Annotated in this window: 15 protein-coding genes; 8 read left to right on the forward strand and 7 right to left on the reverse strand. The window is 58.9% G+C overall.

What is annotated here, in order from left to right; genetic code table 11:
• Window positions 1-39: 39 nt before the first annotated feature.
• Entirely contained in the window at window positions 40-1,554 is a 1,515-nt protein-coding gene (gene norR / locus V4835_RS05495; protein ID WP_331411445.1) for a nitric oxide reductase transcriptional regulator NorR, read from the forward strand.
• Here the strand turns inward: norR and gutQ are convergent.
• The 7 genes from gutQ to srlA form a co-directional block, all read right to left on the reverse strand.
• Complete coding sequence (gutQ, locus tag V4835_RS05500) at window positions 1,551-2,516, reverse strand: arabinose-5-phosphate isomerase GutQ (RefSeq protein ID WP_331411446.1); 966 nt, start codon at window positions 2,514-2,516, stop codon at window positions 1,551-1,553. The two genes, norR and gutQ, sit on opposite strands and share 4 nt — an antisense overlap.
• Window positions 2,509-3,282: a glucitol operon DNA-binding transcriptional repressor SrlR gene (gene srlR / locus V4835_RS05505; RefSeq protein ID WP_008499558.1), complete on the reverse strand. Its 774-nt coding sequence runs from the start codon at window positions 3,280-3,282 to the stop codon at window positions 2,509-2,511. The genes gutQ and srlR overlap by 8 nt, the downstream gene beginning before the upstream one ends.
• Window positions 3,283-3,345: 63 nt before the next feature.
• Window positions 3,346-3,705 (reverse strand): transcriptional regulator GutM, encoded by a 360-nt coding sequence (gutM, locus tag V4835_RS05510; RefSeq protein ID WP_331411448.1) that lies wholly within the window; start codon window positions 3,703-3,705, stop codon window positions 3,346-3,348.
• Between the two features lie 92 nt (window positions 3,706-3,797).
• Entirely contained in the window at window positions 3,798-4,577 is a 780-nt protein-coding gene (gene srlD, locus V4835_RS05515; protein WP_063144187.1) for a sorbitol-6-phosphate dehydrogenase, read from the reverse strand.
• Between the two features lie 14 nt (window positions 4,578-4,591).
• Complete coding sequence (gene srlB, locus V4835_RS05520) at window positions 4,592-4,954, reverse strand: PTS glucitol/sorbitol transporter subunit IIA (protein ID WP_023308951.1); 363 nt, start codon at window positions 4,952-4,954, stop codon at window positions 4,592-4,594.
• Window positions 4,955-4,966: 12 nt separating this feature from the next.
• Window positions 4,967-5,926, reverse strand: a complete 960-nt coding sequence (gene srlE / locus V4835_RS05525; protein WP_331411450.1) for a PTS glucitol/sorbitol transporter subunit IIB — start codon at window positions 5,924-5,926, stop codon at window positions 4,967-4,969.
• The gene (srlA, locus tag V4835_RS05530) at window positions 5,923-6,486 is read right to left on the reverse strand and encodes a PTS glucitol/sorbitol transporter subunit IIC (RefSeq protein WP_331411452.1); all 564 of its coding nucleotides are present in this window, start codon (window positions 6,484-6,486) and stop codon (window positions 5,923-5,925) included. Before srlA ends, srlE begins: the two co-directional genes overlap by 4 nt.
• Window positions 6,487-6,738: 252 nt before the next feature.
• Between srlA and mltB the strand changes: the two genes are divergently transcribed.
• From mltB to recX, 7 genes are all read left to right on the forward strand, one after another.
• On the forward strand, window positions 6,739-7,839 hold the full coding sequence (gene mltB / locus V4835_RS05535) for a lytic murein transglycosylase B (RefSeq protein ID WP_201283073.1): 1,101 nt from the start codon (window positions 6,739-6,741) through the stop codon (window positions 7,837-7,839).
• Window positions 7,840-8,152: 313 nt separating this feature from the next.
• On the forward strand, window positions 8,153-8,806 hold the full coding sequence (locus tag V4835_RS05540) for a metal ABC transporter ATP-binding protein (protein ID WP_331411455.1): 654 nt from the start codon (window positions 8,153-8,155) through the stop codon (window positions 8,804-8,806).
• Window positions 8,803-9,663, forward strand: a complete 861-nt coding sequence (locus tag V4835_RS05545; protein ID WP_331411456.1) for a metal ABC transporter permease — start codon at window positions 8,803-8,805, stop codon at window positions 9,661-9,663. The genes V4835_RS05540 and V4835_RS05545 overlap by 4 nt, the downstream gene beginning before the upstream one ends.
• Window positions 9,664-9,677: 14 nt before the next feature.
• Window positions 9,678-10,556, forward strand: a complete 879-nt coding sequence (locus V4835_RS05550) for a metal ABC transporter substrate-binding protein (protein ID WP_331411458.1) — start codon at window positions 9,678-9,680, stop codon at window positions 10,554-10,556.
• Between the two features lie 129 nt (window positions 10,557-10,685).
• Complete coding sequence (gene pncC / locus V4835_RS05555) at window positions 10,686-11,183, forward strand: nicotinamide-nucleotide amidase (RefSeq protein WP_023308944.1); 498 nt, start codon at window positions 10,686-10,688, stop codon at window positions 11,181-11,183.
• Between the two features lie 89 nt (window positions 11,184-11,272).
• Window positions 11,273-12,331 carry a recombinase RecA gene (gene recA / locus V4835_RS05560; RefSeq protein WP_023308943.1) on the forward strand — a complete coding sequence of 353 codons (1,059 nt, stop codon included), beginning with the start codon at window positions 11,273-11,275 and terminating at the stop codon, window positions 12,329-12,331.
• 68 nt (window positions 12,332-12,399) lie between these two features.
• Window positions 12,400-12,900 carry a recombination regulator RecX gene (recX, locus tag V4835_RS05565; RefSeq protein WP_213328624.1) on the forward strand — a complete coding sequence of 167 codons (501 nt, stop codon included), beginning with the start codon at window positions 12,400-12,402 and terminating at the stop codon, window positions 12,898-12,900.
• Window positions 12,901-12,974: the final 74 nt, after the last annotated feature.

Here is a 12,974-nt window from a genome sequence, read left to right on the forward strand (position 1 = left end):
TATGACAATATGTATTGTCAAAATGACAGCGAGGTCACTATGAGCTTTTCCGTAGACGTGCTGGCGAAGATCGCCATTGAGCTACAGACCGGTATCGGCCATCAGGACCGCTTTCAGCGGCTGATCTCCACGCTGCGCCACGTGCTGGCGTGCGACGCGTCGGCGCTGCTGCGCTACGAGGGGCGACAGTTTATTCCGCTGGCTATCGACGGGCTGGCGAAGGACGTGCTCGGACGGCGTTTTACCCTTGAGGGCCATCCGCGTCTGGAAACCATCGCCCGCGCGGGTGACGTGGTGCGTTTCCCGGCGGACAGCGACTTGCCCGACCCGTACGACGGGCTCATTCCCGGACAGGAGAGCCTGAAGGTGCACGCCTGCATCGGCCTGCCGCTGTTTGCCGGACAAAATCTGATTGGTGCACTGACCCTCGACGGCCTGTCGCCGGACCAGTTCGACACCTTTAGCGACGAAGAGCTGCGCCTGATTGCCGCCCTGGCCGCCGGGGCGCTGAACAATGCCCTGCTGATTGAACAGCTGGAGAGCCAGAACATTCTTCCCGGCAGCCCGGCGGCGTTTGAGCAGGTGACGAACACGGAGATGATCGGCCTTTCTCCGGGCATGGCACAGCTCAAAAAAGAGATTGAGATTGTTGCCGCCTCCGATTTGAACGTGCTGATCTTCGGGGAAACCGGCACCGGTAAGGAGCTGGTGGCGAAATCGATCCACGAAGCCTCGCCGCGCGCGGTGAACCCGCTGGTGTACCTCAACTGCGCCGCGCTGCCGGAAAGCGTGGCGGAAAGCGAGCTGTTTGGCCACGTTAAGGGGGCGTTTACCGGGGCCATCAGCAACCGCAGCGGCAAGTTCGAAATGGCCGATAACGGCACGCTGTTTCTGGATGAAATCGGCGAGCTCTCCCTGTCGCTGCAGGCCAAGCTGCTGCGCGTGCTGCAGTACGGCGACATCCAGCGCGTGGGGGATGACCGCAGCCACAGAGTGGACGTTCGCGTGCTGGCGGCCACCAACCGCGACCTGCGTGAAGCGGTGCTTGCCGGGCAGTTCCGCGCCGACCTGTTCCATCGCCTGAGCGTGTTCCCGCTTACCGTGCCGCCGCTACGCGAGCGCGGGGACGACGTGCTGCTGCTGGCGGGCTTTTTCTGCGAGCAGTGCCGTCTCAGGATGGGGCTTTCCCGCGTGGTGCTAAGCCCGGGGGCGAGGTCGCACCTGCTGAGCTACGGCTGGCCGGGCAACGTGCGCGAGCTGGAACATGTGATTCACCGGGCGGTGGTGCTGGCGCGAGCGGCGCGTTCGGGGGATGAGGTGGTAATTCACGCGCGGCATTTTGCACTGCATGAGGAAAGTGCCCCGACCGTGAAGGCTGCTGTGTCTGAGAGCGCAAACGAGAACCTGCGCGAGGCCACGGAAGCGTTCCAGCGCCAAATGATCATCCGCGCGCTGGAGCAGAACAACCGCAGCTGGGCGGCGTGCGCGCGGGCGCTGGAGATGGACGTCGCCAACCTGCACAGGCTGGCGAAACGTCTGGGGCTGAAGGGTTAGATAATTCCGGCCTGATAGAAATCCTGCAGGTTGATGGCGCCGCACAGCCTGCCGGCATCATCCACCACCGGTGCGGCGGTGATTTTGCGCTTCATCAGCACCTCTTTGGCTTCAATGGCGCGGCTCTCGGCGTTGAGCGTCAGCCCACCCTGGGTCATGGCGTCCGACACGTTGGTCTCCAGCCTGCCGCCGCCCACCAGCCAGCGGCGCAGGTCGCCGTCGGTGAACACGCCCTTGACGCTCCCGTTGTCATCGCATACCGCAACCAGCCCCAGGCCGGTGCGGCTCAGTTCCAACATCGCGTCCATAACGCTGGTATCGAGTTTGACCTGCGGAATGGCATCGTCGGTGCGCATCAGGTGGTGAACCTTGTTGAGCAGGCGTGCGCCGAGCGCACCTGCCGGATGCGAACGGGCGAAATCTTCTTCGTTAAAGCCGCGCGCCTGCATCACCGCCATGGCCAGCGCGTCGCCCATCATCAGGGTATTAACGGTGCTGGAGGTCGGCGCGAGGTGCATCGGGCAGGCTTCACGCTCAACGGAAATATCCAGCGTCGCTTTGGCGGCCAGCGCCAGCGGCGAGCGGGATTTGCCGGTCATCGCCAGCAGGGCGACCGATTTTTCCTGCAGGCGCGGAATAATCAGGTCCAGCTCTTTGGCCGAACCGGAGTAGGAGATAAACAGCATCACGTCGCGGCTTTCAATCATCCCCAGATCGCCGTGCAGCGCCTCTGCCGGGTGCACGAAGAACGCCGGGGTGCCGGTGCTGGCGAGCGTCGCGGCAATCTTTTTGCCGATATGGCCGGATTTACCGATGCCCGCCACGATCACTTTGCCTTCGCAATGGATAATGGTGTTGGCGGCGCGGACAAAATCCTCGCCCAGACGTTCCGGCAGGCGGCTGGCTTCCTGCAGTTCCAGCATCAGCGTCTGGCGGCCCGTTTCTAACAGAAAATCACTCATCTCTTTCTCCGGTTACGATCACGTCGATTCCTTTCTCTTCCAGCGCTTTCTTGAACGCCGGGTCGATACCCGCGTCGGTAATCAGCTTATCAACGCTTTCCAGGCTACAGACAATATTGGGGCTTTTGCGGCCAAACTTCGACGAGTCTGCCATCAAAATCACTTCCCGCGCGGCGTTGCACATGGCTTTACTGACGCTGAACACCTCGTTGAAGGTGGTGACGCCCGCGTTCAGGTCGATGCCGTCGGTGCCCATAAACAGTTTATCAAAGCTGAAGTGGTCGAAGGCATTCTCCGCCAGCTGGCCGTGAAACGACGCCGATTTTTTGCGGAAGGTGCCGCCGGGCATCAGGATGGTCTGCTCGCAGTCGTTCTCCGACAGGGCGTTGACGATGTGCAGGCTGTTGGTCATCACCGTGATGTTGTTAAAGCGGCTGAGCAGCGGGATCATCTGCAGGACGGTACTGCCTGCATCCAGAATGATGGAATCGCCATCGTGGATAAATTTTACGGCGGCTTCGGCAATCAGCGCTTTCTGGTGGGTATTGATCAGCGTTTTGTGATCGATAGGCGGGTCGGCTTCGTCTTTATTGAGCACCACGCCGCCGTAGGTTCGAATGACGGCGCCAGAGTTTTCGAGCAATACCAGGTCCTTGCGTATTGTCGTGCCGGTGGTGTCAAAGTAGTGGGCCAGATCCTCTACCGAACATTTTCCCTGCTTTTGCAGATGTTCGAGAATGGCCGCCTGCCGCTGACGAGGTTTCATAGGCGCTTCGTTCCTTAGGTTGCGAAATGATAATTTCGCAAGTCTATAGCTTTCACAACGAAATTATCCATGTTTCAGATTAAGCGCTAATGATAGTGCATTCTGACAGAGTGGATCATGGGGAAAGATCACATCAGGCCGTAATTCCTGCAGCGAAATACCGTTGATTGCCTGGATTTTCACCGGTCGGGCAAACACCGTCATGCCGCGCATAATGAGTGAATCGCAGACGTTATTGTTTTCATCCAGCGCAACGGCGACGACCACGCGCGGTTTGAAGCGTCCGCCGGAACGCCCGACCCCGACGCGACCTTTCTGGCACAGGGCATCAAACGCGCGGTTAAACTGGTGGATCTGCCAGCCGCCAAACACCATCTGGCAAATCCAGGCGAGGGCGGCGACGGTGATGAGTGCGGTTACCATATCGACTCCTTTAATTGCCGGGTGGCGGCTGCGCCTTACCCGGCCTACGGGATTTGTAGCCCCGGTAAGCGCAGCGCCACCGGGGAATGAACTCAGAACATGACCTGCCCACCCGTCACGTTAATCGACTGCCCGGTGCAGTATGAGGCTTTCGGGCTGGCGTAAAACAGCAGCATATTCAGCACGTCCTGATAATCGCACCCGCGCTTCAGCGGCACTTTATCGATGTAGTACTGCTCCACTTCCTCAGCCTTAATGCCGAGCTTGGTGGCATACTGCGGCAGCAGGGACTGGAACATCGGCGATTTCAGCAGGTTGCCCAGCATCAGCGAATGCACGGTAATGCCGTACTCGGCCAGATCCAGCGCCAGAGACTGCGTCAGCCCCACGCCGCCAAACTTCGCCGCGCTGTAGCCGGAGTTGTGCTTGCTGCCCACTTTCCCTGATTTTGAGTTGATCTGAATGATGCGCCCCTGAATGCCGTCGCGGATCATCAGGCGGGAAAACTCGCGGGCGCAGAGGAAATAGCCCACCAGATTCACCTGCAGCGAGCGGTCAAAATCCCCCAGTTCGAAATCGCTGATAAAGGCCGCTTTCGCAATCCCCGCGCTGTAGACCAGCAGGTCGGTACGCCCAAAAATCTCGTCCACGCCGCGGGCCAGCGCCATCACGCTCTGCTCGCTGGTGGCGTCGGCACCAAACCCGTACGCCATCCCTTCACCAAACTCGGTGTTGAGGGTATCCGCCACGCGGGCGGCCTTTTCACTCTGAATGTCCACTACCGCCACGCGGTAACCCTCAGCGGCAAGCCCACGGCAGAGGAACTCGCCTAAGGTTTGTCCTCCACCAATGACAACGGCAACCTGACTCATGTGTTTCTCCTTAATTACGCAACAAATTTTAACGTGCAGCCTGGGGTGACAGCCTGCGGAACCGGGCCCGCTACGTGAACCGTACCGGGATACTCGGCCTGCGGCTGGCCGTCGAAACGCAGGGTGATGTGGCCCAGCTCGCGCAGGTTTTGCTCGGCCACGTCGCCGACGGCGGTCACGGCATAGCGCGCTTCGCCCAGCTCCAGCTGGCTTCCTGCCTTCAGCTCGCCCTTCAGCTCGCCGTGGCAGTGGATAAAACAAAACTCTTCGATATCCGCCGGAGCGCCTTCGCGGAAGGTGATCAGCATCTGGTCGCTCAGCGCGTCGGCCGCGCTCTGGCCGATACGGGTAATGGTGGTCTGGTAAATGACGGTCATCGCAGGAACCTCTTATTGATAAATAAAGCCGGAGACAAACCAGGCAATCAGCACCGTCGGCGCGCCCGTCAGGAAGCGGCTCACCAGCACGGACGGCACGCCCACGCGCACGGTATCCTGGCGCGCTTCGGCCAGCGACAGCCCAACGGGGATGAAGTCGCACGCCGCCTGGGCGTTAATGGCAAACAGGGCGGGCAGGGCGAGGTGCGGAGGAATGTTCCCCAGACCAATCTGCACGCCAATCAGCACGCCGATGACCTGAGCAATCACCGCGCCCGGGCCGAGGAACGGCGACAGCAGCGGGAAGGAGCAGATCAGCGCCAGCGTCACCAGCCCGAGCGGGTGGCTGGCGAGCGGGGCGAGGCCGTGGGCAATCCAGTCGCCCAGGCCGGACGCCATGATGATGCCGATCAGCGCCGAGACGAACGCCATAAACGGCAGGATGGTTTTCAGCACCGTGTCGATGGTGTCGCGCCCGGACTGGAACAGCACCGCCACGGCGGACCCCATGCCCATCCCGACCTTCGCCAGCAGGCCGTCGCTCTGCTCGGTGATTTTCTTGCTGGTGTCGTACTCGCGCGGGGCCGCTTTTTTCGGCGAAGGAGTCCCATTCACCAGCGTGATGTTGTCCTCCTTCACGCCCGAGACATAAATGTCCTCAAGGATGTACTGCGCCAGCGGGCCGGATTTTCCGGTGGAGTGAATATTCACCGTCGGAATGCGGCGCTTCGGATAGATACCGCAGCGCAGCGTGCCGCCGCAGTCGATCACCGCCACGCCGATTTCCGCTTCCGGCGGCTCGCCTTCTTTGAAGCCGTCGACCGCTTCCCAGCCGGTCAGCTCGCGCAGCCTGTCGACGATCGCCGGGCGCGTCCCTGCGGTGATGTAGACAATCTTTTTGCCTTCGGTGGCGTCGAACTCCAGCGGGCCGCCCCAGCCGCCCGTGCCTTTCTCAATGCGGATCCGGTTCATGCTGTGGCTCCTGAAAGATGGACTTTCTGTTCAAGCTGGATGCCCATTTTTTCCTCAAAAATGGCGGTCGTGAGGTCGGTCACCCAGCCGCGGAAGAAGTTGGTCACCAGGCCGACCAGCAGATAGCTCACCGCCAGCGGGCCGAGCGGCAGGCCAAGGGTGGTGAGGCCGCTGGCGATCCCGAGATAGACAAACAGCTCGCCGGGGTTGATGTGCGGGAACAGGCCGTTCATGGAATGGCAGCTGTAGGAGGCGGCGGCGTAGTAGCTCGGCTTGTACTTTTCCGGCATGAAGCGACCGAGGCTTAAGGTCATCGGGTTACAGAACACGAAGGTACCGATGAACGGCAGTACCAGGTAGCGGGACAGCGGATTCCCGGCACAGCGCTGGGCGAAGCGTTCAATGCGCTGCTGGCCGATAAAGTTGATCAGCGCGTTCATGATCACCAGCAGGCTGATCAGCAGGGGCAGGATCCCGGTCACCATGCCGGTGAACACTTCTCCGCCTTTCTGAAACAGCCCGATGAACCACTCGGCGCCGTGGGTGATGGTTTCTATCATTCTTCTCTCCTGTGGGGCTTTTTTGTTTTTGTCTGACTGGGCTAATAATAATCACTTTGAAAGGTTTTAAAGTGTTAATTAGATCTCACAATGAAAGAAAAATGGATTATTTTGAAAGTTTATTGATGAGGGCAATGATTTTCGGTGGAAAAAAGCGCGGATTTGCGTGGGGGAGGTGCGTACCGCTTCCTTGAGGTGTTGCGGATGCTTTACCATACTGGGTTCTTATCGAACCCGTTAAATGGATGTCTCATGTTCAAGCGTCGTTATGCAGCGCTGTTGCCTGCGCTTATTCTGCTGTCTGCCTGTAGTAGCAAACCTAAGACCGAAGCCGTTCAGCAAACGGCGGGCGCGCCTTCCGGAGGATTCCTGCTGGAGCCGCAGCACAATATGATGCAGATGGGCGGCGACTTCGCGAATAACCCGGCGGCCGAGCAGTTCATCGATAAAATGGTGAGCAAACACGGCTTTGACAGACAGCAGCTGCACGAAATTTTGTCTCAGGCCAAGCGTCTGGACTACGTGCTGCGCCTGATGGACAGGCAGGCGCCGACGGCCCAGGTGCCGAGCGGGCCGAACGGCGCGTGGCTGCGCTACCGCAAACAGTTTATTACCCCGGACAACGTGCAAAACGGCGTGGTGTTCTGGAATCAGTATGAAGACGCGCTCAACCGCGCGTGGCAGGTGTACGGCGTACCGCCTGAAATCATCGTCGGGATTATTGGCGTGGAAACCCGCTGGGGCCGCGTGATGGGTAAAACCCGCATCCTGGATGCGCTGGCGACGCTCTCCTTTAACTACCCGCGCCGCGCGGAGTATTTCTCTTCCGAGCTGGAAACCTTCCTGCTGATGGCGCGCAGCGAGCAGGACGATCCGCTCGATCTGAAAGGGTCGTTTGCCGGCGCGATGGGCTACGGCCAGTTTATGCCGTCTTCCTATAAGCAGTATGCGGTCGACTTTAACGGCGACGGCCACATCAACCTGTGGGATCCGGTGGATGCCATCGGCAGCGTGGCGAACTACTTCAAAGCGCACGGCTGGACGCCGGGTGGGCAAGTTGCGGTGCAGGCAAACGGTGAAGCCTTTGGTCTGGAAAACGGATTCAAAACCAAATACAGCGTTGCGCAGCTGACGGCGGCTGGCTTAACGCCGACCCAGCCGCTGGGCAATGTCGACCAGGTGAGCCTGCTGCGTCTGGACGTGGGAACGGGCTATCAGTACTGGTACGGCATGCCGAACTTCTACGCCATCACCCGCTATAACCACAGCACCCACTATGCAATGGCTGTGTGGCAGCTGGGGCTGGCGGTTTCGCAGGCGCGCGTTCCTGCGGCGTCGCCGTTTAGTCAGTAAGTTGCTCAGACGGGTAGGCCGGGTAAGGCAACGCCGCCACCCGGCATGCCTGCACGCACGGTGCGGCCTTATGCCCTCACCCTGACCCTCTCCCACGGGAGAGGGTAGTTTTGCAGAAACATTTCGCCACACTCCCTTTTCAAACCCGCCATTTACATCTTAACCGCCTTTCATTATTGTTATGTTATAACATTTAATGTGGTGTCGACATGTCAACGTCCCTTTTTTCTCTGTCTGCTCTGGTTCGGCTTTTGCTGGCGCTGGTGCTGGTTGTCTTTATCGGGCTGGCCGTGCGCTGGGCGGTGGCATTGCCATGATCGTGATGAACGAACTGGTCGCGGGTTATGAACGCCAGCCCGTTACGCGGCCTCTCTCGGGCACGATTGAGCGCGGAAGCATGACCGCCATTATCGGCGCTAACGGCTGCGGGAAATCCACGCTGCTGAAAACGCTGGCGGGGTTTATTCCTCCCGTCAGCGGCGGTTTTCGCTGGCAGGGTAAGCGCCCGGTAATCGGCTGGCTGGCACAGCGTCACGCGCTGGAGGCGCAGTTTCCCCTGACCGTACAGGACGTGGTAAGCATGGGCTGCTGGCCGGGCATTTCGCTTTTTTCCGGGTTTCGTCGCGAAACGCGGCTGCGCATTGCCAGCGCGCTTGAGCTCGTCGGGCTTGAGTCCATGGCGTTATCCACCATTGATGAACTCTCCGGCGGTCAGTTTCAGCGCATGCTCTTTGCCCGTGTCCTGGTGCAGCAGGCACCGCTGGTGATGCTGGATGAACCCTTTACCGGGGTCGACGAAGTCACCTGCAACGTGCTGATGGATTTGATGCTGGAGATGTATAGGCAGGGGCAAACGCTGCTCGCGGTACTGCACGACAGCGAGCGCGTGTCGCGCCATTTCCCGCAGACGTTACGGCTGGATGCTGACGTCCCCCAGTGGAAAACCGAGCGGGTGAGGGTGGCATGATCTGGCATCTCTTTTTTCAGCCGTTTATTGAGTACGGCTTTATGCGTCGCGCGCTGGTGGTTTGCCTGGCGCTCTCCGTCAGCACTACCGCGCTCGGCGTGTTTCTTCAGCTGCGTCGAATGAGCCTGATGGGCGACGCCCTTTCTCACGCCATTTTGCCGGGTGTCGCCGTGGGGTATTTGCTCAGCGGTATGTCGCTGCTGGCGATGAGTATTGGCGGTTTTATCGCGGGAATTACCGTGGCGCTGCTGGCCGGTCTGGTCAGTCGACGCACGCCGCTGAAAGAAGATGCGAGCTTTGCCGGGTTTTATCTTGGCTCGCTGGCGCTGGGGGTCACGCTGGTGTCGCTGCGCGGGTCAAATGTCGATCTGCTGCATCTGCTGTTTGGCTCCATCCTCGCCGTGGACAACGACGCCGCGCTGTTTGTCACGGGCGTTTGTATGTTCACCCTTATTACTCTGGCGCTGTTTTATCGCGGGTTGGCTACAGAAGCGTTTGATACCGCCTGGCTACAGGTGAACGCCCGCTGGCTGCCTGGCCTGCTGCACGGACTGTTTCTGGCGCTGCTGGTGCTTAACCTGGTGGCCGGTTTTCAGGTGCTCGGCACGCTGATGGCCGTCGGGCTGATGATGCTTCCAGCCGTGGCGGCACGCTGCTGGGTGCGCACGTTACCTGCCTTACTCCTGATGGCGGGTATCAGCGGTATTTTCTGCGCATGGCTGGGGTTGAGCCTCTCCTGGGCGATGAGTCTACCGGCCGGGCCATCTATCGTGCTCACCGCCAGCGCGCTGTTCTTTATTTCCATTTTATTGGGTACGCGAAGCAGGCTCGCTGGCAGCCTGCGGGCGTATTTTTAACGCAAGGGGAAACGATGAAACGTACAGGATTTGTAGTGGCGCTCGCGCTGGGGATGATGTCGCACGGCGTGATGGCGAAAACGCTGAATGTGGTGACCAGCTTTTCGATACTGGGGGATATCACGCAGGAGGTAGGCGGTGACCATGTGAACGTGACGACGCTGGTCGGGCCGGACGGCGATCCGCATACCTTTGAACCGTCGCCGAAAGACAGCGCGGCCCTGAGCAAGGCTGATGTGGTGGTGGTGAACGGCCTGGGGCTGGAAGGCTGGCTTGACCGTCTGGTAAAAGCCTCCGGATTTAAGGGGCAGCTGGTGGTGGCTTCAGCCGGGGTGAAAACCCACACTCTGGAAGAGGACGGCAAAACCGTCACCGATCCGCACGCGTGGAACAGCGCGGCAAATGGGGCGCTGTATGCGCAAAATATCCTGAACGGGCTGGTGAAAGCCGATCCGGATGATAAAGCCGCGCTTGAAGCCTCCGGTAAACCGTATATCGCGCAGCTTAGCAAGCTTGATAACTGGGCCAAAACGCGCTTTAGCCAGATCCCGCTGGCGAAGCGTAAAGTGCTGACCAGCCATGACGCGTTCGGCTATTTCAGCCGCGCTTACGGCGTGACGTTTATGGCGCCGCAGGGGCTGTCGTCTGAGAGCGAAGCCAGCGCGGCGCAGGTCGCTGAGATTATCAATCAGATCAAAGCCGACGGCGTGAAAACCTGGTTTATGGAAAATCAGCTCGATCCGCGTCTGGTTAAACAGATTGCGTCGGCGACGGGCGCGCAGCCTGGGGGCGAGCTTTACCCCGAAGCGTTGTCGGCAAAAGGTGGGGTGGCAGACACCTACGTTAAGGCGTTTCGCCACAATGTGAACACCCTCGCTGACAGCATGAAATAACCTTTCCACCGCCGGTACGTCCGTACCGGCTTTTTTCTGAAGCCCCCTCGTAAAACCTGAAGTGCATCCCCACATCTGACGAGAAAGTGCTATCTTGTGCAGCACGTTTTTCTGATGCCTGGAGCGAGAATGACTGACCATGAATTGATGCAGCTTAGCGAGATCGTTGGCCTTGCGCTGAAGCAGCGTGGCGCGACAATCACCACTGCGGAATCCTGCACCGGCGGCTGGGTGGCGAAAGCGATTACCGATATTGCCGGCAGTTCCGCCTGGTTTGAACGCGGTTTTGTGACCTACAGTAACGAAGCTAAAGCACAGATGATTGGCGTGCGTGAATCCACGCTTGAACAGCATGGCGCGGTCAGCGAACCGGTGGTGATCGAGATGGCCATTGGTGCGCTCAAAGAGGCGCGCGCAGATTACGCGATTTCCATTAGCGGCATTGCGGGCCCGGACGGCGGCAGCGACGTGAAGCCTGTCGGCACCGTCTGGTTTGGGTTCGCCACCTCCAAAGGGGAAGGGATCACCCGCCGGGAGTGCTTCAGCGGCGATCGCGAAAGCGTGCGTCGTCAGGCAACCGTTTATGCGTTAAAAACGCTCTGGCAACAATTTCTACAAAACACTTGATACTGTATGACCATACAGTATAATTGCACCAACAGAACAGAAATCCACGGTGAAGCACAGTCGCTTCTCCCGGCATGACAGGAGTAATAATGGCTATCGACGAAAACAAACAGAAAGCGTTGGCGGCAGCACTGGGCCAGATCGAAAAGCAATTCGGTAAAGGCTCCATCATGCGCCTGGGTGAAGACCGTTCCATGGATGTGGAAACCATCTCCACCGGTTCGCTTTCTCTGGATATCGCGCTGGGCGCTGGCGGTCTGCCTATGGGCCGTATCGTAGAAATCTACGGGCCAGAGTCCTCCGGTAAAACCACCCTGACGCTGCAGGTGATTGCCGCGGCACAGCGCGAAGGTAAAACCTGTGCGTTTATCGATGCCGAGCACGCGCTGGACCCTGTTTATGCCCGCAAGCTGGGCGTGGATATCGACAACCTGCTGTGTTCTCAGCCGGACACCGGTGAGCAGGCGCTGGAAATTTGTGACGCGCTGGCGCGTTCTGGTGCCGTTGACGTTATCGTGGTCGACTCCGTTGCCGCACTGACGCCAAAAGCCGAAATCGAAGGCGAAATCGGTGACTCTCACATGGGCCTCGCGGCACGTATGATGAGCCAGGCGATGCGTAAGCTGGCCGGTAACCTGAAGCAGTCCAACACGCTGCTGATCTTCATCAACCAGATCCGTATGAAAATTGGTGTGATGTTCGGTAACCCTGAAACCACCACCGGTGGTAACGCACTGAAATTCTACGCGTCTGTCCGTCTGGATATCCGCCGTATCGGCGCGGTGAAAGAGGGCGAGAACGTGGTGGGTAGCGAGACCCGCGTGAAGGTTGTGAAGAACAAAATCGCCGCGCCGTTCAAACAGGCTGAATTCCAGATCCTCTATGGCGAAGGGATCAACTTCCTCGGCGAGCTGGTTGACCTGGGCGTGAAAGAGAAGCTGATTGAAAAAGCGGGCGCCTGGTACAGCTACAACGGTGACAAGATTGGCCAGGGTAAAGCGAACGCAATCTCCTGGCTGAAAGAGAACCCGGCTGCGGCGAAAGAGATTGAGAAGAAGGTGCGTGAGCTTCTGCTGAACAACCAGGACTCCAAACCTGATTTCGTGGTGGATGCCGCGGATGCTGAAGAAACAAACGAAGACTTTTAATTCTCTCGTTTAACGATGAAGGGCTGCTGATGCGGCCCTTTTTGCATTTCTGAATCAGCAGGTTTTTTATGAGTGAACCGACAACACGTCGACCCGCGTATGCACGCTTACTGGACCGCGCGGTGCGCATCCTGGCCGTTCGTGACCACAGTGAACAGGAGCTGCGGCGAAAACTGTCGGCTCCGGTGATGAGTAAAAACGGGCCGGAAGAGATTGATGCCACGGCGGAAGATTATGACCGCGTGATCGCCTGGTGCTATGAGCATCATTATCTCGATGACGAGCGTTTTGCCTCACGGTTTCTCGCCAGCCGGGGCCGCAAAGGATATGGGCCCGCACGCATCCGGCAGGAGCTGAACCAGAAAGGGGTGGCCCGGGAATCCATCGAAAAAGCGATGCGCGAATGCGATATTGACTGGTGCGAGCTGGCCAGAGAACAGGCGATACGTAAATACGGCGAACCGCTGCCGCGTGAATTTTCAGAAAAAGTCAAAATCCAGCGCTTTTTGCTCTACCGCGGCTTTCTGATGGAAGATATTCAGGATATCTGGCGTAATTTTGCCGATTGAACGCATGCGGGATTTTACTTCCCACCCAAGAAAACTTATCTTATTCCCACTTTTTCCAGTAGCTGGTCTGTCCA

It is taken from the genome of Enterobacter cloacae complex sp. CARB60 (assembly GCF_036487345.1).
GTDB lineage: Bacteria > Pseudomonadota > Gammaproteobacteria > Enterobacterales > Enterobacteriaceae > Enterobacter > Enterobacter asburiae_D.

What these genes read in the sequence shown, in the direction of transcription:
- srlB (WP_023308951.1), bottom strand. Translation starts at nt 4,954, where the DNA reads ATGACCGTCATTTACCAGACCACCATTACCCGTATCGGCCAGAGCGCG.
- V4835_RS05540 (WP_331411455.1), top strand. Translation starts at nt 8,153, where the DNA reads ATGATCGTGATGAACGAACTGGTCGCGGGTTATGAACGCCAGCCCGTT.
- recX (WP_213328624.1), top strand. Translation starts at nt 12,400, where the DNA reads ATGAGTGAACCGACAACACGTCGACCCGCGTATGCACGCTTACTGGAC.
- V4835_RS05545 (WP_331411456.1), top strand. Translation starts at nt 8,803, where the DNA reads ATGATCTGGCATCTCTTTTTTCAGCCGTTTATTGAGTACGGCTTTATG.
- pncC (WP_023308944.1), top strand. Translation starts at nt 10,686, where the DNA reads ATGACTGACCATGAATTGATGCAGCTTAGCGAGATCGTTGGCCTTGCG.
- recA (WP_023308943.1), top strand. Translation starts at nt 11,273, where the DNA reads ATGGCTATCGACGAAAACAAACAGAAAGCGTTGGCGGCAGCACTGGGC.
- srlE (WP_331411450.1), bottom strand. Translation starts at nt 5,926, where the DNA reads ATGAACCGGATCCGCATTGAGAAAGGCACGGGCGGCTGGGGCGGCCCG.
- srlA (WP_331411452.1), bottom strand. Translation starts at nt 6,486, where the DNA reads ATGATAGAAACCATCACCCACGGCGCCGAGTGGTTCATCGGGCTGTTT.
- gutQ (WP_331411446.1), bottom strand. Translation starts at nt 2,516, where the DNA reads ATGAGTGATTTTCTGTTAGAAACGGGCCGCCAGACGCTGATGCTGGAA.
- gutM (WP_331411448.1), bottom strand. Translation starts at nt 3,705, where the DNA reads ATGGTAACCGCACTCATCACCGTCGCCGCCCTCGCCTGGATTTGCCAG.
- mltB (WP_201283073.1), top strand. Translation starts at nt 6,739, where the DNA reads ATGTTCAAGCGTCGTTATGCAGCGCTGTTGCCTGCGCTTATTCTGCTG.
- V4835_RS05550 (WP_331411458.1), top strand. Translation starts at nt 9,678, where the DNA reads ATGAAACGTACAGGATTTGTAGTGGCGCTCGCGCTGGGGATGATGTCG.
- norR (WP_331411445.1), top strand. Translation starts at nt 40, where the DNA reads ATGAGCTTTTCCGTAGACGTGCTGGCGAAGATCGCCATTGAGCTACAG.
- srlD (WP_063144187.1), bottom strand. Translation starts at nt 4,577, where the DNA reads ATGAGTCAGGTTGCCGTTGTCATTGGTGGAGGACAAACCTTAGGCGAG.
- srlR (WP_008499558.1), bottom strand. Translation starts at nt 3,282, where the DNA reads ATGAAACCTCGTCAGCGGCAGGCGGCCATTCTCGAACATCTGCAAAAG.